Annotated in this window: 22 protein-coding genes and 1 tRNA gene; 18 read left to right on the plus strand and 5 right to left on the minus strand. The window is 42.6% G+C overall.

The features are described from left to right. Positions 1-1,099, plus strand: a 1,099-nt coding sequence (locus tag O3640_RS10525; RefSeq protein WP_371586861.1) for a G5 domain-containing protein, incomplete at its 5' end; no start/stop codon positions are given. A 226-nt stretch (positions 1,100-1,325) separates the two neighbouring features. On the opposite strand, the gene O3640_RS10530 is transcribed toward O3640_RS10525, so the two are convergent. Next, positions 1,326-1,396: transfer RNA gene (locus O3640_RS10530), tRNA-Cys, on the minus strand. 284 nt (positions 1,397-1,680) lie between these two features. Here O3640_RS10530 and rpsB point away from each other — a divergent pair. Together rpsB and tsf are read left to right on the plus strand one after the other, a co-directional pair. Further along, entirely contained in the window at positions 1,681-2,463 is a 783-nt protein-coding gene (gene rpsB, locus O3640_RS10535) for a 30S ribosomal protein S2 (RefSeq protein WP_008809924.1), read from the plus strand. 78 nt (positions 2,464-2,541) lie between these two features. Beyond that, positions 2,542-3,585 (plus strand): translation elongation factor Ts, encoded by a 1,044-nt coding sequence (gene tsf / locus O3640_RS10540; RefSeq protein ID WP_247949159.1) that lies wholly within the window; start codon positions 2,542-2,544, stop codon positions 3,583-3,585. A gap of 107 nt (positions 3,586-3,692) precedes the next feature. On the opposite strand, the gene O3640_RS10545 is transcribed toward tsf, so the two are convergent. Further along, positions 3,693-4,043, minus strand: a complete 351-nt coding sequence (locus O3640_RS10545; RefSeq protein ID WP_143877830.1) for a hypothetical protein — start codon at positions 4,041-4,043, stop codon at positions 3,693-3,695. 318 nt (positions 4,044-4,361) lie between these two features. Here O3640_RS10545 and O3640_RS10550 point away from each other — a divergent pair, with 318 nt between their 5' ends. The 6 genes from O3640_RS10550 (at position 4,362) to O3640_RS10575 (ending at position 11,118) form a co-directional block, all read left to right on the plus strand. Beyond that, positions 4,362-4,820, plus strand: coding sequence for a CtsR family transcriptional regulator (locus tag O3640_RS10550; protein ID WP_045634796.1), 459 nt, complete (start codon positions 4,362-4,364; stop codon positions 4,818-4,820). A 6-nt stretch (positions 4,821-4,826) separates the two neighbouring features. Beyond that, positions 4,827-7,256, plus strand: a complete 2,430-nt coding sequence (locus tag O3640_RS10555; RefSeq protein WP_371586862.1) for an ATP-dependent Clp protease ATP-binding subunit — start codon at positions 4,827-4,829, stop codon at positions 7,254-7,256. Between the two features lie 220 nt (positions 7,257-7,476). Further along, complete coding sequence (locus tag O3640_RS10560) at positions 7,477-8,535, plus strand: AAA family ATPase (RefSeq protein WP_227221680.1); 1,059 nt, start codon at positions 7,477-7,479, stop codon at positions 8,533-8,535. A 73-nt stretch (positions 8,536-8,608) separates the two neighbouring features. Further along, positions 8,609-9,376: a nicotinamide riboside transporter PnuC gene (pnuC, locus tag O3640_RS10565; RefSeq protein ID WP_227221689.1), complete on the plus strand. Its 768-nt coding sequence runs from the start codon at positions 8,609-8,611 to the stop codon at positions 9,374-9,376. Between the two features lie 43 nt (positions 9,377-9,419). Beyond that, positions 9,420-10,208, plus strand: coding sequence for an NUDIX hydrolase (locus O3640_RS10570; protein WP_045504574.1), 789 nt, complete (start codon positions 9,420-9,422; stop codon positions 10,206-10,208). Positions 10,209-10,443: 235 nt separating this feature from the next. Next, a complete protein-coding gene (locus O3640_RS10575; RefSeq protein WP_045504572.1) occupies positions 10,444-11,118 on the plus strand; it encodes a DUF6287 domain-containing protein in 675 nt (224 codons plus the stop codon). Between the two features lie 38 nt (positions 11,119-11,156). Here O3640_RS10575 and dusB read toward each other — a convergent pair whose 3' ends face one another. Together dusB and hslO are read right to left on the minus strand one after the other, a co-directional pair. Next, positions 11,157-12,134 (minus strand): tRNA dihydrouridine synthase DusB, encoded by a 978-nt coding sequence (gene dusB, locus O3640_RS10580; protein ID WP_041789808.1) that lies wholly within the window; start codon positions 12,132-12,134, stop codon positions 11,157-11,159. Next, positions 12,121-12,993 (minus strand): Hsp33 family molecular chaperone HslO, encoded by an 873-nt coding sequence (gene hslO / locus O3640_RS10585; RefSeq protein WP_306552683.1) that lies wholly within the window; start codon positions 12,991-12,993, stop codon positions 12,121-12,123. Before hslO ends, dusB begins: the two co-directional genes overlap by 14 nt. A 111-nt stretch (positions 12,994-13,104) precedes the next feature. On the opposite strand from hslO, the gene O3640_RS10590 reads away from it, so the two are divergent. Continuing rightward, positions 13,105-13,923: an ADP-ribosylglycohydrolase family protein gene (locus tag O3640_RS10590; protein ID WP_227221683.1), complete on the plus strand. Its 819-nt coding sequence runs from the start codon at positions 13,105-13,107 to the stop codon at positions 13,921-13,923. A gap of 98 nt (positions 13,924-14,021) precedes the next feature. Here the strand turns inward: O3640_RS10590 and gshAB are convergent, their stop codons facing one another. Continuing rightward, positions 14,022-16,274 (minus strand): bifunctional glutamate--cysteine ligase GshA/glutathione synthetase GshB, encoded by a 2,253-nt coding sequence (gene gshAB / locus O3640_RS10595; RefSeq protein ID WP_227221684.1) that lies wholly within the window; start codon positions 16,272-16,274, stop codon positions 14,022-14,024. Between the two features lie 297 nt (positions 16,275-16,571). Between gshAB and O3640_RS10600 the strand changes: the two genes are divergently transcribed. From O3640_RS10600 to rpsS, 8 genes are all read left to right on the plus strand, one after another. Next, positions 16,572-17,864, plus strand: coding sequence for an adenylosuccinate synthase (locus O3640_RS10600; protein WP_227955470.1), 1,293 nt, complete (start codon positions 16,572-16,574; stop codon positions 17,862-17,864). A 58-nt stretch (positions 17,865-17,922) separates the two neighbouring features. Next, positions 17,923-18,579, plus strand: a complete 657-nt coding sequence (locus O3640_RS10605; protein WP_045773007.1) for an HAD family hydrolase — start codon at positions 17,923-17,925, stop codon at positions 18,577-18,579. Positions 18,580-18,989: 410 nt separating this feature from the next. Then, on the plus strand, positions 18,990-19,298 hold the full coding sequence (rpsJ, locus tag O3640_RS10610; protein ID WP_002894478.1) for a 30S ribosomal protein S10: 309 nt from the start codon (positions 18,990-18,992) through the stop codon (positions 19,296-19,298). Positions 19,299-19,488: 190 nt separating this feature from the next. Continuing rightward, positions 19,489-20,115 (plus strand): 50S ribosomal protein L3, encoded by a 627-nt coding sequence (rplC, locus tag O3640_RS10615; RefSeq protein ID WP_371586863.1) that lies wholly within the window; start codon positions 19,489-19,491, stop codon positions 20,113-20,115. A gap of 24 nt (positions 20,116-20,139) precedes the next feature. Then, positions 20,140-20,763, plus strand: a complete 624-nt coding sequence (gene rplD / locus O3640_RS10620; RefSeq protein ID WP_008809909.1) for a 50S ribosomal protein L4 — start codon at positions 20,140-20,142, stop codon at positions 20,761-20,763. After that, the gene (locus tag O3640_RS10625; RefSeq protein WP_061582811.1) at positions 20,763-21,059 is read left to right on the plus strand and encodes a 50S ribosomal protein L23; all 297 of its coding nucleotides are present in this window, start codon (positions 20,763-20,765) and stop codon (positions 21,057-21,059) included. Before rplD ends, O3640_RS10625 begins: the two co-directional genes overlap by 1 nt. 17 nt (positions 21,060-21,076) lie before the next feature. Next, positions 21,077-21,910, plus strand: a complete 834-nt coding sequence (gene rplB, locus O3640_RS10630; RefSeq protein ID WP_008809907.1) for a 50S ribosomal protein L2 — start codon at positions 21,077-21,079, stop codon at positions 21,908-21,910. 86 nt (positions 21,911-21,996) lie between these two features. Beyond that, entirely contained in the window at positions 21,997-22,278 is a 282-nt protein-coding gene (rpsS, locus tag O3640_RS10635) for a 30S ribosomal protein S19 (RefSeq protein WP_000533766.1), read from the plus strand. Positions 22,279-22,283: the final 5 nt, after the last annotated feature.

Below are 22,283 nucleotides of genomic sequence, written 5' to 3' on the forward strand. Positions count from 1 at the left end.
TCCAGCAGTTGATGAAGTCGTTGAAGTAGGTACTAAGAAAGGCGTAGTTACTACAACTGAAGAAGTAGTAGAAAAAGAAGTTATCAAACATGGTAGCTCTACAGTGCAAAATCCAGCTTTACCAAAAGGCACAAGAAACGTAAAAGTTCAAGGTGTAGATGGAGAGAAGGAAGTAACTTATACTGTTACGAAAGCTGATGGCCAAGAAGTTAGCAAGGTTAAGAAGTCAGAAACCGTGACAAAACCAGCAGTTGACGAAGTCATCGAAGAAGGTACTGGTCCAGTCATTACCACTAAGGAAGAAACTAAGACTGAAGAAGTAGACTTCCAAGTCAAAGAAGTTCCAAATCCAGCCCTTCCAGAAGGTGTCCGCAATGTGACAACTTCAGGTAAGAAGGGTGTTCGTACCATTGTTTACACAGTAACCTACGCAGACGGTGTTGAAACAGGTCGTGTAGAGAAATCCAACACTATCACAACTCCAGCAGTTGATGAAGTTGTTGAAGTAGGTACTAAGAAAGCTACTGCTCCAGTTGTTACAACTGAAAACGTGACTGAAACTCAAGTTATTTACCATGGCACTATCACTTTAAGCAATCCAGATCTTCCAAAAGGAACAAAACGGATCAAGATTGCTGGTGTTGATGGTGAAAAGACTGTTGTCTACACAATTACTAAGACAAATGGTGTTGAAACAAGCCGAGTTGTCAGAGACGAACAGATTACGAAAACACCAATCACTCAAGTAGTTGAAATTGGTACTAAGGAATCTGGTAGCAGCCAATCAAATGCTAGTCAAGATCAAAAAGATCCATCAGACAAAGCTCAAGATTCTAAAGGACAAGGTCAAAAGGATTCAACTGGTAAAGTTCAAGATCCTAAAGATCAAGCGAAACCAGGATCAGATGCTGCTACAAGTAGTCAATCAGGTCAAACAGACCGTCCACAACAACCTCAATACTCTAGAGTAAATAGAAACGCAGAAGAGAAGAAGAACCTTCCAAACACTGGTGAACATGCAAATGGCCTTGTGGCTCTATTAGGACTTGTTCTTGCAAGTGTAACGGCCTTCTTTAACTTCCGTCGTAAAAAACACTAAGAATTAGGTTGAAAAAATATAAGGCATTTGTGCTTAATCTCCCGTTGCTTTTCTAAAAACAGGGACCAGCAAATGTTAAATAGAAAAGAGGCTGAGATAATATCTCAGCCTCTTTTTGAATCCTAACGTAATAGTTAGACTCAAAATCTTAGCATTAAAGGGAAAGAAAAAAGCCCGATCTTACGAGCTTTGTGTTCAGATGCTTCCTGATAAATCAGGTTATATAAGGCGGTAGACGGATTTGAACCGACGATCAAGCTTTTGCAGAGCCGTGCCTTACCACTTGGCTATACCGCCTTAACCTTTACTATTTTACCTTAAAAAAGGACTTTCGTCAATACACTTGATTCTAAGAAAATGAAATAATACTGAAAACTAGAAAAATAAATGCTGATAAAATCAAGGTTTTCGAGGAAAAATAAAGCAAAAGAGCTTGTCAAATCCTTGAAATTCTGTTATCATAATAGATGCCGTGCAAATGGCAAAATACTCATTTTAGATGAATTGTGGGACTGTTGCCCTTGGGTTGTCCTGCGAGCTGAAATCTAAAAGAGGAAAAAAACAAAAAGGAGAATTTACTCATGGCAGTAATTTCAATGAAACAACTTCTTGAGGCTGGTGTTCACTTTGGTCACCAAACTCGTCGCTGGAACCCTAAGATGGCTAAGTACATCTTCACAGAGCGTAACGGTATCCACGTTATTGACTTGCAACAAACTGTAAAATATGCAGACCAAGCATATGATTTCATCCGTGATGCAGCTGCAAACGATGCAATCATCTTGTTTGTTGGTACTAAAAAGCAAGCTGCTGAAGCTGTAAAAGATGAAGCAGAACGCGCTGGTCAATACTACATCAACCACCGTTGGTTGGGTGGAACTCTTACAAACTGGTCTACTATCCAAAAACGTGTAGCTCGTTTGAAAGAAATCAAACGTATGGAAGAAGACGGAACTTTCGAAGTTCTTCCTAAGAAAGAAGTAGCTCTTCTTAACAAACAACGTGCACGTCTTGAAAAATTCTTGGGTGGTATCGAAGAAATGCCACGCATCCCAGATGTAATGTACGTGGTTGACCCACATAAAGAGCAAATCGCTGTTAAAGAAGCTAAGAAGCTTGGTATCCCAGTGGTTGCGATGGTTGACACAAACACAGATCCAGACGACATCGATGTAATTATTCCTTCTAACGATGACGCTATCCGCGCTGTTAAATTGATCACTGCGAAAATGGCTGACGCTATTATCGAAGGTCGTCAAGGTGAAGACAGTGTTGAGTCAGTAGAAGCTGAATTGGCTGCAACTGAAACTCAAGCAGACTCAATCGAAGAAATCGTTGAAGTTGTAGAAGGCGACAACGCTTAATTCAAATAATTAGTAATTACCTAGGAGGGCGGGGCTTAGCCCGGCCCTCCTATTTTTAAAAAATATAGGAGAAACAAAATGGCAGAAATTACAGCTAAACTTGTTAAAGAGTTGCGTGAAAAATCTGGTGCTGGTGTCATGGACGCTAAGAAAGCATTGGTTGAAGTTGAAGGTGACATCGAAAAAGCGATTGAATTGCTTCGCGAAAAAGGTATGGCAAAAGCAGCTAAGAAGGCTGACCGTGTTGCTGCTGAAGGTTTGACAGGTGTTTATGTAAATGGTAATGTTGCAGCAGTAGTTGAAGTAAACGCTGAAACTGACTTCGTTGCAAAAAATGCTCAATTCGTTGACTTGGTAAATGCAACTGCGAAAGTAATCGCTGAAGGTAAACCAGCTAACAACGAAGAAGCTCTTGCTTTGACAATGCCTTCAGGTGAAACTCTTGAAGCTGCATACGTATCTGCAACTGCAACTATCGGAGAAAAAATCTCATTCCGCCGCTTTGCTTTGATCGAAAAAACAGATGCACAACACTTTGGAGCATACCAACACAACGGTGGCCGTATCGGTGTTATCTCAGTTGTTGAAGGCGGAGACGAAGCACTTGCTAAACAATTGTCAATGCATATCGCTGCGATGAAACCAACAGTTCTTTCTTACAAAGAATTGGACGAGCAATTCGTTAAAGATGAGTTGGCACAATTAAACCACGTCATCGATCAAGACAACGAAAGCCGTGCAATGGTTGGTAAACCAGCTCTTCCACACTTGAAGTATGGATCAAAAGCTCAATTGACTGATGCAGTTGTTGCTCAAGCTGAAGAAGACATCAAGGCTGAGTTGGCTGCTGAAGGCAAACCAGAAAAAATCTGGGACAAGATCATCCCAGGTAAAATGGACCGCTTCATGCTTGACAACACTAAAGTTGACCAAGCTTACACACTTCTTGCACAAGTTTACATCATGGATGACAGCAAGACAGTTGAAGCTTACCTTGAATCAGTAAATGCTTCAGTAGTTGAGTTTGCTCGCTTTGAAGTTGGTGAAGGTATCGAGAAAGCTGCTAACGACTTTGAATCAGAAGTTGCAGCAACTATGGCAGCAGCTCTTGGACAAAACTAAGAATTTACTATCATAAAAAGAACGGGACAAGATTGATTTTTGTCCCGTTTTTATCTGTATAAGCCTGAACTCTTGTATCAGTCAAAAGCTTTTTACTATTGTTTATGCTATTTAGCCACTCTTCTCATCAAGTTGCTATGTGAAATCACAGCATCAATAAAAATTAGAAGAATCCCAAAAATTAAGAGATGAGTAATTTGAGAATAGGTAAAAGTAACTCTAAACTTCTGGGTGAATAGGATTCCTACCACAGTAGCGAGTGTAATGAGTAGATTAAGAGTCCACTTTGTTTTCTGTTTTATCTTGGCCTGTTCAAATAAGAAGGGGATAAAGAAGCAGGCAACCAATATGGCAATCTGGACATTGACATAATGGGCAGAAAATACTGTGTATAGGAACAAGGTTGAAAGCAACCAAGTGAGCACGTGGCGAGTATAAGTGAGCCAATCTAGCGTCATTGGACAATCCTCCTTTTTTGATAATTGTGAATAGGTAAGGGACCCATTCTTTCTGTACATTTCCACCTATATTATAACGCTCTAAAAGTTAATTGCAAGCGATTACAAGCGAGAATCTACTCTTTTATAAAGCTTTTTCACTAGTTTGAATTATCAGACCTTTTACCATCCCTTTTCCTTTCAAAATAAGGACTTTTTCGGTATAATGTTAGTCAAAGATAGTCAATGTCAAAGATACTTTTGTGAAGCTAGAAATCAGTGTCTAATGTTTAATGAAAGAGCGATTAAAAATAATGAGATTGACTAGAAAGGAAGATCATGAGCGGAAAGAATACTTCAGATAATATCGAAGCCTATATCAAAGCAATTTTAGAGCAGGCAGGGATGGTTGAGTTGAAGCGGAGCGAGTTGGCTGATGTCTTCCAGGTCGTTCCCAGTCAAATTAATTATGTGATTAAGACGCGCTTTACTGAAAGCCGGGGCTACGTTGTCGAAAGTAAGCGAGGTGGCGGTGGCTACATTCGAATCGGAAAGGTTGAGTTTTCTGATCGCCATCAGATGATATGTGAGTTGTTCGATCGTATTGGAGAGCAAGTGAGTCAACAGTTCTTTACGGATATTGTTCAACTCTTGTTTGATGAAAGAATTATGTCAGAACGTGAAGGCAACCTTCTTTTAGCTATATCGACAGATTGCGTTTTAGGAATAGATGCTCCATTAATTCGCGCTCGTATGTTAAAGAAAATATTACAGCAACTTGATAGAAAAGGAACTTAAATAGAAATGAAATATTCAAAAGCCTTGATTGTTAGTATAGAAGAAGCCCAGCAACTGGCTAGCCATTTTGAATCTGAGTATTTAGAGTCATGGCATCTCCTGATTGCTTTTTCTAATTATCCGTACAGCGTAGCAGGCTCAGTATTAAACGATTATCCGCTAGAAATCGATCATTTTGAGGATGCTGCTTACCATGTAGTAGGGAAGTCTTATCAGAAGGAAGGGCAATTTAGTATCCTGCCTTTTTCCCATCGCTTGACGACTCTTTTTAAGGAGGCAAAAGCTATAGCCGAAGCTACTCACGCAAAGGAAGTCGGAACTGAACATATCTTATACGCTATCATCAGCGACAGAGGAACCCTAGCAACTTGTATTTTGGAATTCGTCGGCTTTAGTTATGAAGACAAAGAAGGACTCTTGCGCATTAATGATTTGCGGAGAAATCTGGAACAAAAGTCTGGCTGGACTAAGAATGATTTAAAAGCAATCCGCAGTCTTCATAAAGGTTTTAATCAAGCCAAGCAAAATATGGCAAACATGATGGGGATGCCACCTACTCAGAGTGGTGGTCTAGAAGATTACACACGAGACTTAACGGAATTAGCTCGTTCAGGTCAGCTAGAGCCTGTTGTTGGTCGAGATCAGGAAATCTCTAGGATGATTCAGGTTCTCAGTCGCAAGACGAAGAATAATCCTGTCTTAGTTGGGGATGCTGGAGTTGGTAAAACTGCTCTAGCTCTCGGTTTGGCCCAGCGTGTAGCTTCTGGTCAAGTTCCACAAGAACTAGCCAAAATGCGGGTTCTAGAGCTTGATTTAATGAATGTAGTGGCAGGGACTCGTTTCCGTGGGGATTTTGAAGAGCGTATGAACAATATCATCGACGATATTGAGAAAGATGGTAAGGTCATCCTCTTTATCGATGAGCTTCATACGATTATGGGATCTGGTAGCGGTATTGATTCTACGATGGATGCTGCGAATATCCTTAAACCTGCTCTGGCTCGCGGAACACTACGTACGATAGGAGCTACAACTCAAGAAGAATACCAAAAGCATATTGAAAAAGACGCTGCTCTATCTCGGCGCTTTGCTAAGATCAGTATTGAAGAACCAAGTGTGGCTGATAGCATTGCTATCCTTAAGGGGCTAAAAGAAAACTATGAAGCCCATCATAAGGTAACGATTACAGATCAAGCCATTGAAACAGCAGTAAAATATGCCCACCGTTATTTGACAAGTAAGCATCTGCCTGATTCAGCAATTGATCTGTTAGATGAAGCAAGTGCTACAGTACGTAACAATGGTCCCCAGAGTCATGCACAAGAGGATTTGAGTCCAGCAGATCGAGCAATTATAGCCGGTCAGTTCAATAAACTTAGTCGCTTGATCGAGAAAGAAAATCAACCTCTGTTAAGTAATTTAAGAGTAGAGGAAACAGATATTCTGACAACCCTCAGTCGCCTGTCAGGTATTCCAGTTCAAAAATTGACCCAGACAGATGCTAAGAAGTATTTGAACTTAGAAGAAGAATTGCATAAGCGGGTGATTGGTCAAGATGAAGCTATCTCAGCTATTAGTCGTGCAATCCGTCGTAACCAGTCAGGTATTCGAGCGAATAAGCGACCGATTGGTTCCTTTATGTTCTTGGGACCAACTGGAGTTGGTAAGACCGAGTTGGCTAAGGCTTTGGCAGAAACCCTCTTTGACGACGAATCAGCTCTCATTCGTTTTGATATGAGTGAATACATGGAGAAATTTGCTGCTAGCCGTCTCAATGGAGCGCCTCCAGGCTACGTTGGCTATGAAGAAGGAGGCGAATTAACAGAGAAAGTTCGCAACCGACCATATTCCGTCCTCTTATTTGATGAAGTGGAAAAAGCTCATCCGGATATTTTCAATGTCCTTCTGCAGGTTCTAGATGATGGTGTATTGACTGATAGTAAGGGAAGAAAGATTGATTTTTCAAATACGATTATTATCATGACCAGTAACCTAGGTGCAACCAGTCTGCGTGATGATAAGACAGTTGGCTTTGGGGCTCGCGACATCCGTTTAGACCATGCAAATATGGAAAAACGAATGTTAGAAGAGCTTAAAAAGGCTTACCGTCCAGAATTTATTAACCGGATTGATGAAAAAGTCGTCTTCCATAGCTTGTCTGCTGACCATATGCAGGAGGTTGTCAAAGTGATGATTAAGCCTCTGGTTGCCAGTCTAGCTGAAAAGAATATCGAACTAAAATTCCAAGCTAGTGCCTTGAAACTACTAGCTAAAGAAGGCTATGATGTAGAAATGGGAGCAAGACCTCTTCGTAGAACTCTGCAAACCAAAGTTGAAGACAAACTAGCAGAACTGCTATTGACAGGTGATTTACAAGCTGGTCAGACCTTGAAGGTGGGGGTTAAGGCAGGTCAGTTGAAGTTTGATATAGCCTAAATTCTAAAGAAGATCGCAGTAATCTTACTGAACAATTGTAAAAACACAAGGAAAGCTCTGATATAACAACTATCAGGGCTTTTTTATTTTTAAGTTTGATATTTGAGTTTAAAAATATTTTTATAAAATTTTATAAAAAACTATTGACAAAACAAAAATATAGTTTATAATAAAAACATAGAAAAAATAAAAATATAAAAAATAATAAAAAGGTGGAATTATGAAAGAAAAAATTGCAATCGTCTTTGGAACCTTTGCTCCCTTGCATCAGGGGCATATCGATTTGATTCAGGAGGCGAAGCGTTCTTACGACAAGGTGCGCGTGGTGGTTTCTGGATATCAAGGCGATCGTGGGGAGGAAGTAGGCTTGTCTCTGCAGAAGCGTTTCCGCTATACGCGGGAGACTTTTGCAGATGATGAATTGACCCAGGTTTACAAACTCGATGAAACTTCTTTTCCTCGCTATCCTCTGGGTTGGGACAAATGGCTGCCGGCTTTATTGGAGTTGGTGGGCTATGATGCAGAACGCGAGGAGTTGATCTTCTATGTCGGAGAGGCTGATTATCAGGCAGAGCTGAACAGACGAGGGTTTGAAAGCTCCTTGGAAGAGCGACAGGTCGGCATTTCCGCTACTATGATTCGAGAAAATCCTAGTCGTTATTGGAAATATATGGCCCAACCATTCCGTCGACATTTCACCAAGAAAGTGCTGATTATGGGTAGCGCCAGCAATGGTAAAACGACCTTGGCTAAGGATTTGGCACGCTACTATGATGCTCCAGTTAGCCTAGAATATGCTCGAGAATACCAGATCCAAAATAACGTACGAGACGATGAGTTGACACCTAAGGATTACTATTATCTACTTCTGGGACAATATGCTCAGACTTCCCGCCTCATTGACAGTAGCGCTAACCGTGGTCTGGTTGTGGCTGACACGAATTCACTAGTGACCAAGGCTTACTATGATTACTATCTGAAAGAAAGTCCAGTTCAAGACGAGGAAACAGATACCTTTGACAATCTCTTTGCCAGCATCTTGTCCAAGGAAAAATGGGATTTGATTCTCTTTGCTGAGCCAGTCGGGACCTATGTCAATGATGGCTTTCGCGATATGAGCATGGCAGACGAGGCTATCCGCAGTGATTTTTCAAGCTATCTGAAAAAGCTGAAAGATCAGTACTTGCCTGATCATCCGACAGTCTATCTGGCTGGCAGTTATTTTGACAATTATCAAGCAGCCAAGGAAGCAATCAACAAGATTTATCAAGCGGATTAAAAAAGAAAGTGGTAGAATAGAATGGAAATAAAAAATCAAAAACTCTCTCCTGAAGCTAGCTCTCTGCGCAGGACTGAAACAAAAAACTCAAACCTTTGCTCGGAATTTCCGTAATGTCTGTGCCGCAGCTAAAAAGCAGGGCATTAATGGGATTGCAAAATTGCTCTGGCAGGACCTATTTGGTGGCCGTAGCTTGGCTCAATGGCTCTACTTACTTGCTCTTTCCAGTCTGCCTTTCATTCTGGAGTTTACCAGTGGCCAGGCGAAGCATGATTGGCTAGGACTCTTTGCTTCCTGGACAGGCATCATCTGTGTCATCCTAGTAGCTGAGGGTCGGGCTAGCAACTACCTTTTTGGGGCTGTAAATTCCGCAATTTACCTCATATTGTCTTTCAATGCTAGCTTCTATGGCGAAGTTCTGACAACGGTCTACTTCTTTATCATGCAGCCGATTGGTCTTTATACTTGGCTGTCCAATCGGGTCAATGAACAAGATAAGGAAGAACCTTCTCATTTTGAAGCTAAGAAGTTAGACTGGCGTGGCTGGCTTAAATATCTGGCCTTGACGGCTTTGATTTGGATTGGTATGGGCTTTGCCTATAAGAGCATTCATAGTCACCGGCCTTTCCGCGATAGTGTGACAGATGCGACTAATGGTATCGGTCAGCTTCTCATGACTGGCCTCTACCGCGAGCAGTGGATTTTCTGGATTGCGACCAATCTCTTCAGTATCTATCTCTGGTGGGGTAGCAATCTCCACATCCAGGCTATGTACTGGGTCTATACCCTTAATAGTATCGTCGGATGGTATCAGTGGTCAAAAGCTGTAAAGAAGGCATAGCACGAGTTGGGGAGGATTTTTGATAGAAAAGGATAAGATACTTATGAGCAAACAGGCTATTCCATCTGGTATGACAGAAAAAGAATACTATGAAACAATGGCGGACGAATCCGCCTTTTTGGAATGGTACAAGACGCAGGATTTGCCAAAATATGAGACCCCGAGTGTAACAGCAGATATGGTGGCCTACTGCTTTGTGGAAGGTCAGATAAAACTCCTGGTCATCAAGCGCAAGGCCCACCCTTTCCAAAACAAATACGCCCTCGTCGGAGGCTTTGTTGATAAAGATGAGGATGCCTATCAAGCCTGCATTAGGGAAGTCAAGGAAGAGGTGGGGCTTGAGATACCACTGGAAAAGGTAGAGCAGCTGATGACAGTTTCTACTCCAGGACGTGATCCACGCGGCTGGGTCATTACGATTTCCCACTTGGTTTATCTTCCGGCCGTAGCAGTAGAACAAGTACAAGCTGGCGATGATGCTAAAGAAGTCACCTTTCTCGATGTGGACTTTAAGACGAGGAGCTTTAGGGACGGAGAGCGACTTTTGAAAGCAGAGGACTTTGCTTTTGATCATTACCAAATCCTACTAGAATCTATTAAACGGATTCAGGGACGACTGGACTGGAATCCAACATTTCTTCATTTACTGGAATCACCTTTTACTGTCTATGAAGGGACTGAGTTGGTCAATCTCATCACACCTAGACGTCCTATTGTCAGCAATAATTTTCTAGTTAAATTTGGGGAATATTTAGAAGAGGCTGGCGTCAAGCGCGTGCCAAAGAAGAAGCCGAGAAAAGTTTATCGGCTGAAGACAGAAAAAACGGCTTAAAAGAAAGTCGAGGTTATATTTCTCTTGCAGGGCAAAATTGTCCTGTTTTTCTTATTTTAATGACGAATAGATAAGCAGGAGCAAATTTCTCATGATCAAAGAAGTAGCATGAGAAGCTTGAACTTGCTTGGGTAGAAACTTTTTAAAGAATTTTATATAAATGATTGACAAATAAAAAACATAGTATTACAATTACATTACAAAAAGATTTCTAAATGTTACAAGGAGGCAAAAGATGAAAACACGTACTTATACAAAAATGATGGCAGTTGTAGTTCTAGCTTCTGGTCTGCTTTTAGGGGCATGTGGTAAGAAAGAAGAAAGTACAACAAGTACTAGTTCTAGCAAGACTGTTCAGACTTCCTCTAGCTCAAAAGTTGCGTCATCCAGCAAGGCTAGTTCTTCTTCTAAGGCTAGCAATCGACCTTCTTCAGAAGGAGCAGTTGGCCAGTCTGGACAAGTCGAAGCTTCTGCCAGTCAGCAACAGTCTACTGTAGAAGCGCCTCAAGCCCAACAAACGCAACCGCAGCAAGCTTCAGGTCGACAAAATACTCAGAATCAAGCAACTCAACCAGCTCAAGCATCGGAAAGCAATCGCCAGCTTCAGAATAAGCAGGCAGCCAGCAATGCTCGCTATAAAGGTGTCTTGACTATGGTGGATGGGGATTTCTCAGCGGCTGCTGGTACTTGGAAGGATGCTAATGGAAATACTGTGACGGTATCGGGTAACGGCCAATTCACAGTCCAGTCTGCAGATGGAAAGACAGCTAATTATTCCATCGCTTCCTACTCTTATACGCTGGATGATGGCAAATACAATGCGCAGTTGAGCGGGCAAGGTAATGCCAATCTGCAGATTACAACAGGAGCAGATGGTTCAGTAACAAGTGTTGTGGTGACTCAACCCTAAACAGAACAAAAAGGAAGTCCGATTGGCTTCCTTTTGTTTTATTTTTGAATTTGCAAGAGCTCTTCAATTTCAGCAAGGGTGTTTGCTTGAGAAATCGCTCCTCGTAGTTTAGCAGCTCCGGATGTTCCACGCAGGTAGTGTGGAGCTAGGCCCCGGAATTCTCGAACGGCAATATGTTCCCCTTTGAGATCAATCAAACGTTTAAGGTGGTCGTGGGCGATTTTCATTTTATCTTCAAAGGTCAAGTCCGGAAGGATTTCACCCGTTTCAAAGTAGTGGTTGATCTGATTGAAGAGGTAAGGGTTGCCCATAGCAGCTCGTCCTACCATAACAGCATCAGCCCCGACTTCTTCGATACGTTGTTTGGCTTCTTGAACGCTGCGGATATCTCCGTTAGCGATGAAAGGAATCTTAGTCAGAGCTTGGGCCACATCGTGCAAGGTTTCAAGATCGGCATGGCCAGTATACATTTGCTCACGGGTGCGACCGTGCATAGCTAGGGCTGAGACTCCGGCGGCTTCAGCTGCCAGGGCATTTTCTACAGCCAGTGAACTGTCGGACCAACCTGTCCGCATCTTGACTGTCAGGGGAATATCTAGCACGGATTGGACCTTGTTGATGATTTTGTAGATTTTTTCGGGATCTTTAAGCCACATAGCTCCAGCTTCATTTTTAACGATTTTATTGACCGGGCAGCCCATATTGATATCAACGATGTCCGTTTTAGTGTTTTCTTGGATAAATTCTGCTGCGCGGGCTAAGCTGTCCTCGTCGCTACCGAAAAGTTGGATAGAAACGGGATTTTCTCCCTCATCAATGTGGAGCATGTGGAGGGTTTTTTCGTTGTTATACTGGATGCCCTTGTCAGAGACCATTTCCATCACGACCAGGCCCGCTCCCAGCTCTTTGGCAATGGTCCGGAAAGCAGAGTTGGTTACGCCGGCCATAGGTGCCAGAACTGTGCGGTTGGGAATTTCGACATTTCCGATCATAAAAGGGGTATTAAGATTTGTCACGAATCAGTTCCTCCAGGTCATTTTGGTCAAAGTGATAGGCAGTCTGGCAGAATTGACAGACGATTTCAGCTCCTTGGTCCTGGTCACGCATCTCTTCCAAGTCAGTCTTTGGCAAGGTAGCCAAGGCATTCATAAAGCGCTCTTTGCTACAGTCGCACTGGAAGCGGATTTCTTCTTCAGACAGGCGTTTGTATGGCTCATCACCATAGATGGCAGCCAGCAGAGCTTCGATATGGTCATCTGATTCCAGCAGTTTTGAGATAGCAGGCATTTCTTGGATTCGCTTCTCAAAGCGGGCAATTTCAGTTTCCTTGGCACCAGGCAGAACTTGTACCAAGAAACCGCCAGCAACCTTGACTTTATCATTCTCATCCAAGAGGACATTGAGGCCAACTGCGGAAGGTGTCTGCTGGCTTTCGGTCAGGTAAAAGGCTAGGTCTTCGCCGATTTCTCCAGAGATGAGAGGGGTCATGGAGTTGTAAGGATTGCCCGTACCGTAGTCCGTGATAACGAGGAATTCGCCTTGGCCGACAAAAGGACCAACCAGCACTTCGCCAGTGGCTGTCTTTTTGATGTCTACTCCAGGATTTTGCACATAGCCTTTGACATTACCCTCGGTATCTGCCACTGTGATAATCGCGCCTAGTGAGCTGATCCCGAGAACCTTGACGGTAATCTTGGTCTGGCCTTTTTCATTTGCAGCTAAGATTTGGCCGGCAATTAGTGTGCGGCCAAGTGCAACGGTAGAACTTGCTTGAGTTTGATGTTTTTCTTGAGCTGTCCGAACCGTTTCTGTGCTATCCAGCACATACGCGCGGAAAGAACCATTTTCTGAGATAGTTTTGATAATTTTGTCCATACCTTTTATTTTAACACAAAAAAGAAAAACAAGTGCATGACTGTGCTTGTTTTTTGGGGTTAGGAAGAATTTTAAGATCAAAAATAGTATAATAAAACAAAGGAGGCTAGCATGAACCAATCTTTGAAAGCGGCTATCTATTGTCTGGCAGTGGCTGATGCATTAGGAGTTCCGTATGAATTCTTGACCCGTGGCAGTTTTGAAGCGGTTGAGATGGTAGGCTATGGTAGCTATCAGCAACCAGCTGGCACTTGGTCAGATGACACCAGCCTTGTTTTGGCGACCTGTGATTCTATCCGGGAAAAAGGTAAGATTGACCCTGCCGATATGCAGCAGCGGTTTAAACATTGGCTCTTTGAGGGAGCTTACACACCAGATGGTTTGACCTTTGGTGTAGGAAATGCGACTCGCGAAGCCTTGACAAGAGGATACGGTCTATCTGATGAATATTCCAATGGGAATGGTTCGTTGATGCGGATTCTGCCCCTAGCCTTTACGGAAGCTAGTCCGTCTGATATTGAGGCTGTTTCCAGCATTACACATGCCCATGCGACTTCCGTAGAGGCCTGCCAGCTTTATGTGGCAATTGCTCGTAGGCTCTTAAAAGGCCAGCAACTTCCGGAAATACTATCAGGCTTAGAGACTAGTACGACCTACGCTCGTTTGCAAACTTTAGCAGAGCTGACCGCAGATGACATTCGCTCTACTGGCTATGTGGTGGATACCTTGGAAGCAGCACTTTGGTGTCTGCTGACTAGCACTTCTTATCCGGAAACTGTCCTAAAAGCTGTTAATTTGGGCGATGATACTGATACAGTAGCAGCAGTTGCTGGTGGCTTGGCTGGTATCATCTATGGTTTGGAAGGGATTCCTGACAACTGGTTAGCCCAGCTACGCAATAAAGAACTGCTGGAAAGCTGCTTGTTTTAAACTTGTAAATCAAATCAAATACTTATTGTGCTTGTCTTAAAGTTTTACTAAAGTTAGCAAATAAAAATCGCAAGGAATTCCCTGCGATTTTTGTTTTATCAGTCCATTTCTGGGAAAAGCTTGGCTAGTATTTTAGGAGTGATACTTTGTCCCGGCCCCTCAGCACAATAGGTGTGCATATACATAGAGGGGTTGAAGTTGAGCTCGATGCAGGTACAGTTGGGATTTTCCTTGGTAGAAATAGCAGAGCTGTCAGGGATGATTAGGTCAACGCCACAGGCCCAAGCTCCCATAGCCCTTGCCATGTCCGCAGCGAGTTCCTTATAAGATGGGTGCATGCTGTCTGTGACGTCAATCGAGTCTCCTCCAGTAGAAATGTTGGAATTGCGCCGCAAGTCAACTTTGACTCCAGCAGGCAGGATATCATCTGGTCCGTAGCCTTGCTGGTCCAGCATGAGCAGTTCAATGTCCCCTAGTTCAATAATCTCAAGCGGTGAGCGATGGTCACGACCGCGCAGGGGATTGTCGTTTTTGATGGCAACCAATTCTCTCACGGTATGCTGTCCGTCTCCGACGACATTGGCTGCCACTCGCAAGAGGACTGCCTCACACTGACCATCTAAGACAAAGAAGCGGTACTCCGTTCCAGCGATGAATTCCTCCACCAAGACGGCGGTGTCTTCTGAAAAAGCAATCTCCAAAGCCTTGCGATAAGATTCCAGGCTAGCTGGTTCTTGGAAGATGGAGATGCCCAGTCCGAAGTTGGTTGACTTAGGTTTGACGACAATTTGTCGGTTCTTAATCAAAGGGTAATAGGCCAGTCCCTCTTCAAGAGAAGAAAATTCTGCTCCAGCTGGAACGGGAAAGTCAGCTGCAGCCAAAATCTTTTTGGTGACGGTTTTATTGGCCATGGCCAGAGGGATGACATAGTTATCCTTGGAGGTCATATTGCTGTTCTTGACATATTCCACATGGCGACCATGCCAAAGCTTGAGAAATTGGTCATTTTCATCTAAAATTTCGACATTAAGCCCCTTTTGGATAGCATCAAAGAGCAGCATCTGGGTGGATAGTTCCATATTTTCGTAGCCTTTGAGGGCATAAGGAGCAGTCCAAGCGTAGCGGTGATATTCCTCTGCTTTTTCTAGCCCAAAGGCCATTAAGGAATCATGCTGGATATGAGGCAGGAGCTGGCCAGATAGGGTTAGCTGAGGATTTTGTAGCGCCTCCTTAAGATGTTGAAGTAAGGTTTGGTAGTAAGTTGGCAGTTCAAAATGCTGGATAAGCTCTTCCATGGCTTGGAGAAGGGCTGAGCTGTCTGCCTCATCTGGCAGGGCAGTCAGCGGATGGCTACAAGCAATCTTTTGGTTCAAGTCGTGGGCAGCTTTTAATGCCGCATCAACAATTTCTACATCATCTAGCCAGAGCAGGCTCAGTAAAAAGAGATGGACGGTATCTAAGGTTTCTTGGCTAATACCTAAATGGTCAAAAGGATTGAGATCGAAGCAGCGGAATTCTAGATAAGTGATACCTTGCTCCAGATAGGCACGATTGTGCTTCTGTCCACGGAAGCGAACGGCTGAGTAAAATTCTTTTTCAGCGCTGAGCTCGCCTGACTGAACGTAGTTTTCAATATCGGTTACATATTGCTCCAAAGAAGCGTAGGATACCTGAATGTTCTCGTCATTGACATAGCCGTAGTCGCTGTTACGAAAAGAGCGGATAGGCTGGGAAATGTCCTGACTGTAGAAGCCAGCTTCTGCCAAAGGAGCAGCACCATAGAGATAGGTTAAGATCCAGCGGAAACGCAGAAAGTTTCGAGCCAGCTTGAGATAGAGGTCATTTTTAAAGTCCTTGAGCGAATGGTGGGAGCTGACTTGAAAGAGAGCAGTGACCAGATCTTTCCCTAGTTCGATGTTGTAGTGGATGCCAGAGATGGCCTGTAGTTTTTTACCATATTTTTCCGCTAAGCCCTCTCGGTAGTGGCGCTCGTAGTCGTTTTCCAGTCGAGCGATGACAATCTCTTCTTCGGTCAGTTGCGGTGGCATGGACAGGGGCCAGAGGCGTTCACTCTGGTCAATCGAGCGACCAGCCACATCGCTGATGGCTCCCAGTAAGCGTCGTGCCTCCTTAGTCGAGTGAGCGATAGGCGTAATTAGTTCCAGTTGTTGCTCGCTGAAGTCTGTTTGGATGGTAGGGTGGAAATTGCGGGAACCAAGCTGACTCGGATGGGCAGTTTGAGCTAAGCGTCCGTCAGCTGTCACCCGCAGATTTTCTCTCTCCAGACCAAAAGTCGCTTGGAGAATTGGACTTGCTGTATCCAGTTTCTGCAGTAATTGATTAATCGTCATCGTTTCACCGTCCTATGATAGTAATTTTAGTCTATTACAAACGGAAAAAGAAAACAAATTTTCACTACGCTTTTACAAAAATTCCGAACTTTTATTTAATATAAACTGATAAATTTCAGAAAAAACAGATTTTGTAAAAAACTAATTCATTTCCAAAAGTTAAAATCCAAATGAAATCCCTATCTCTTCTTGAAAAATAGCAATAAATTTCTTATAATAAAGTGTAAGATATACCAGCAGGTGAGATTCCTGCCTTGTATGTAAGAAAGGACGAGCTGTCTCAGCTCAGACAAAATTATGACATCAGTAGTTGTTGTAGGAACCCAGTGGGGAGATGAAGGGAAAGGAAAGATCACAGACTTCCTTTCTGCTAATGCCGAAGTGATTGCCCGTTATCAAGGTGGTGACAATGCTGGTCATACCATCGTGATTGACGGTAAGAAGTACAAACTGCACTTGATTCCATCAGGAATTTTCTTCCCAGAAAAAATCTCAGTCATTGGAAATGGGATGGTGGTTAATCCTAAATCTCTAGTCAAAGAACTGAATTATTTACATGAAGAAGGTGTGACAACGGATAATCTTCGTATCTCAGACCGAGCTCATGTTATCTTGCCTTATCATATTGAGCTGGATCGCCTGCAGGAAGAAGCAAAAGGCGACAATAAAATTGGAACGACTATTAAAGGAATTGGACCTGCTTATATGGACAAGGCTGCGCGTGTTGGTATCCGGATTGCAGATCTTCTAGACAGAGACATTTTCAGAGAACGCTTGGAGCGTAATTTAGCTGAGAAAAACCGCCTCTTTGAGAAATTGTACGATAGTACAGCAATTAAGATTGATGACATCTTTGAAGAATACTATGAATATGGTCAGCAAATCAAGCAGTATGTGACAGATACCTCTGTCATCCTCAACGATGCACTGGATCAAGGGAAGCGAGTGCTCTTTGAAGGGGCCCAAGGGGTTATGCTGGATATTGACCAAGGTACTTATCCATTTGTAACTTCATCTAACCCAGTTGCAGGGGGAGTCACCATCGGTTCCGGTGTTGGTCCGAGTAAGATTGACAAGGTAGTTGGTGTCTGCAAGGCCTACACCAGTCGGGTCGGAGATGGACCATTCCCAACAGAGCTTTTCGATGAAGTTGGTGACCGCATTCGTGATATCGGCCACGAATATGGCACTACCACTGGTCGCCCGCGTCGGGTAGGTTGGTTTGACTCGGTTGTTATGCGCCATAGCCGCCGTGTATCTGGGATTACCAATCTTTCGCTTAATTCTATCGATGTTTTGAGCGGTCTGGATACAGTCAAGATCTGTGTAGCCTATGATTTGGATGGCCAAAGAATCGACCATTATCCGGCTAGTTTGGAACAGCTTAAATGTTGTAAGCCGATTTACGAAGAGCTTCCTGGATGGTCTGAAGATATTACTGGCGTTCGTAAGTTAGAAGATCTTCCAGAAAATGCTCGCAACTATGTTCGGCGAGTAAGTGAGCTGGTTGGCGTTCGTATTTCTACCTTCTCAGTTGGACCTGACCGCGACCAAACTAATATTTTAGAAAGTGTTTGGTCAAGTTTATAATTGATGAAAGAGGCTGGGAAAAAATTTCCCGCCTTTTTAAAAAAGAAAAGGGAAAAACATGTATCAAAATATCTTATTTGATTTAGATGGGACCTTGACCAATTCTGAACTAGGAATTACTAATTCTGTGGCTTATGCTTTAGAGAAATTTGGCATCCAAGTGAAAGATAAAAAAGAATTAAGAGTTTTCATCGGTCCACCACTGAAGTATTCTTTTGAACACTTTTATGGTTTTTCAGAAAAAGAAAGTCTACAAGCTGTAGAATATTATCGAGAATATTTTTCTGAAAAAGGCCTCTATGAAAATGAGGTTTATAAAGGGATTCGGAAAATATTGTCTTCTCTCAAACAAGCTGATAAGAAATTGATAGTGGCAACCTCTAAGCCTGAAAAATTTTCAATTCAAATTCTTAAACATTTTGATCTATATGACTATTTTGACTTTGTAGCAGGAGCTACTATGGATGGTAGTAGAAGCAAAAAGGCAGATGTTATTGGTTACGCTTTAGAAAAAACGAAAATTAAAAATCTCTCCGAAACAATTATGGTAGGTGATCGTGAGCATGATATTATAGGGGCTCAAATACAAAAGATTGAGTCTATCGGGGTTCTTTACGGCTTTGGTACAAAAGAAGAATTAGAAAAAGCGGGAGCGACGTTTATTGTAAAAGACGTCTGTGAACTAGAAAATTTATTACTTTTAAAAGAAGCTTAAGGATATTTTAAGTTAAAGCTCGTATACTGTAATTATAAACAAAGATCTCCTAACTTTGTTTAGAAATCCTAAAACTTTTCTTTTTCATAATAATCTCCCGAAAACCACCTCAAAAGGTGGTTTTCTTTTGTGCCCCAAAAGAGAAAAAAGCTAAAAATGTCAATCTTTCTTCTATATATTAGACAACAAAAATAGGTAGAAAACATTTTCATTAAAAATAGTTAAAAAAATCTCTTAAATCCCTTGCAATGCATGCATCTTTGTGTTAAGATACTATGGTGCTGTAAAAATACAGCGTGTAGCTTTGATGCAAGAGGTTGCGACACGCTCGGTTGCATTGCCACGCAACCGCCTGTCGGTTTTCTTGTGGAGCTAGCCTATTATCTTAAATAGACGAAAAGGAGAAAAAGATGGCAAACAAAAAAATCCGCATCCGTTTGAAGGCATACGAACATCGTACACTTGACACAGCGGCTGCAAAAATCGTAGAAACTGCTACTCGTACAGGTGCTGAAGTTGCGGGTCCAATTCCACTTCCAACTGAACGTAGCCTCTACACAATCATTCGTGCGACTCACAAATATAAAGACTCTCGCGAACAATTCGAAATGCGTACTCATAAACGCTTGATCGACATCATCAACCCAACTCAAAAAACAGTTGACGCTCTGATGAAATTGGATCTTCCAAGTGGTGTGAACGTAGAGATTAAACTTTAATCTAAATAGCACAATCGAACACAGGCTAAACTCTTTGCAAAAAAGATAGATTGCCTTGCGAGCGTCGCTCGCTGCATCAATCTCCTATCTTTGCTGCGAGTTCTTAACGCCTTTTGTATCTTGTGTTTGAGCATGAAAAACGCTCGTTAAAAACTTTTTGAAAAAATAATAGAAAAGGAAACATTTTCTCATGACAAAAGGAATCTTAGGGAAAAAAGTGGGAATGACTCAAATCTTCACTGAAGCTGGCGAATTAATCCCTGTAACTGTTATTGAAGCAACTCCAAACGTTGTTCTTCAAGTTAAAACAGTTGAAACAGATGGTTACAACGCAGTTCAAGTTGGTTTCGACGATCTTCGTGACGTATTGAGCAACAAACCTGCTAAAGGACATGTAGCAAAAGCTAACACGGCTCCTAAGCGCTTCATTCGTGAATTCAAAAGCATTGAAGGCTTAGAAGTTGGTGCTGAAATCACAGTTGACACTTTCGCAGCCGGCGATGTTGTTGATGTAACAGGAACTTCAAAAGGTAAAGGTTTCCAAGGTGTTATCAAACGCCACGGTCAATCTCGTGGTCCTATGGCTCACGGTTCTCGTTACCACCGTCGTCCTGGTTCAATGGGACCAGTTGCGCCTAACCGTGTTTTCAAAAACAAACACTTGGCTGGACGTATGGGTGGCAACCGTGTGACAATTCAAAACCTTGAAATTGCACAAGTTGTTCCAGAGAAAAACGTTATCCTTATCAAAGGAAACGTACCTGGTGCTAAGAAATCTCTTATCACTATCAAGTCAGCAGTTAAAGCTGGTAAATAATAAAGAAAGGGGAAATCAGTCATAATGGCAAACGTAAAATTATTTGACCAAACTGGTAAAGAAGCTGGTGAAGTAGTTCTGAACGATGCGATCTTTGGTATTGAACCAAACGAATCAGTTGTCTTTGATGTTATCATCAGCCAACGCGCTAGCCTTCGTCAAGGAACTCACGCTGTTAAAAACCGTTCTGCAGTATCAGGCGGCGGACGCAAACCATGGCGTCAAAAAGGAACTGGACGTGCTCGTCAAGGTTCTATCCGCTCTCCACAATGGCGTGGTGGTGGTGTCGTGTTCGGCCCAACTCCTCGTTCATATGCTTACAAACTTCCACGTAAAGTTCGTAGATTAGCGCTTAAATCAGTTTACTCTGAAAAAGTTGCTGAAAACAAATTCGTAGCTGTAGACAGCCTTTCATTTACAGCTCCAAAAACTGCTGAGTTTGCAAAAGTGCTTGCTGCACTAAGCATCGACACAAAAGTACTTGTTATTCTTGAAGAAGGAAACGAATTCGCTGCACTTTCAGCACGTAACCTTCCAAATGTTAAGGTTGCAACTGCAACAACTGCAAGTGTTCTTGATATCGTAAACAGTGACAAACTTCTTGTTACTCAAGCAGCTATCTCTAAAATCGAGGAGGTTCTTGCATAATGAATTTGTATGACGTTATCAAAAAACCTGTCATCACTGAAAGCTCAATGGCTCAACTTGAAGCAGGGAAATATGTATTTGAAGTTGACACTCGCGCTCACAAACTTTTGATTAAGCAAGCTGTTGAAGCTGCTTTTGAAGGAGTTAAAGTTGCTAACGTTAACACTATCAATGTAAAACCAAAAGCAAAACGTGTTGGACGTTACACTGGTTTTACTAGCAAAACTAAAAAAGCTATCATCACTTTAACAGCTGATTCAAAAGCAATCGAGTTGTTTGGTGCTGAAGCAGAATAATCTAAGGAGGATATATCGTGGGAATTCGTGTTTATAAACCAACAACAAACGGTCGCCGTAATATGACTTCTTTGGATTTCGCTGAAATCACTACCAGCACTCCAGAAAAATCTTTGCTTGTTTCGTTGAAGAGCAAGGCTGGTCGTAACAACAACGGTCGCATCACTGTCCGTCACCAAGGTGGCGGTCACAAGCGTCACTACCGTTTGATCGACTTCAAACGTAACAAAGACGCTGTTGAAGCAGTTGTAAAAACAATCGAGTATGATCCAAATCGTTCAGCTAACATTGCTTTGGTTCACTACACTGACGGTGTGAAAGCTTATATCATTGCTCCTAAAGGTCTTGAAGTTGGTCAACGCATCGTTTCAGGTCCTGAAGCAGATATCAAAGTCGGAAATGCTCTTCCACTTGCTAACATCCCAGTTGGTACTTTGATTCACAATATCGAGTTAAAACCAGGTCGTGGTGGTGAATTAGTTCGTGCTGCTGGAGCTTCTGCTCAAGTATTGGGTCAAGAAGGTAAGTACACGCTTGTTCGTCTTCAATCTGGTGAAGTTCGTATGATTCTTGGTACTTGCCGCGCTACAGTTGGTGTTGTCGGAAATGAACAACATGGACTTGTAAACCTTGGGAAAGCAGGACGTAACCGTTGGAAAGGTATCCGCCCAACAGTTCGCGGTTCTGTAATGAACCCTAACGATCACCCACACGGTGGTGGTGAAGGTAAAGCACCAGTTGGTCGTAAAGCGCCATCTACTCCATGGGGCAAACCTGCTCTTGGACTTAAAACTCGTAACAAAAAAGCGAAATCTGACAAACTTATCGTTCGTCGTCGCAACGAGAAATAATTTAAAACAATCTATCCGCCAGCTCGGTAGCGCTGCTTAGTCAGCGCAGGCCGCTGTGGTACTTATTTTAAAGGAGAAAAAATATAATGGGACGCAGTCTTAAAAAAGGACCTTTCGTCGATGAGCATTTGATGAAAAAAGTTGAAGCTCAAGCTAACGACGAAAAGAAAAAAGTTATCAAAACTTGGTCACGTCGTTCAACGATCTTCCCAAGTTTCATTGGTTACACAATCGCAGTTTATGACGGACGTAAACACGTACCTGTTTACATCCAAGAAGACATGGTAGGTCACAAACTTGGTGAGTTTGCACCAACACGTACTTACAAAGGTCACGCTGCAGACGACAAGAAAACACGTAGAAAATAAGGAGA

This window comes from Streptococcus sp. 27098_8_75, from assembly GCF_041432475.1.
Taxonomy (GTDB): domain Bacteria; phylum Bacillota; class Bacilli; order Lactobacillales; family Streptococcaceae; genus Streptococcus; species Streptococcus gordonii.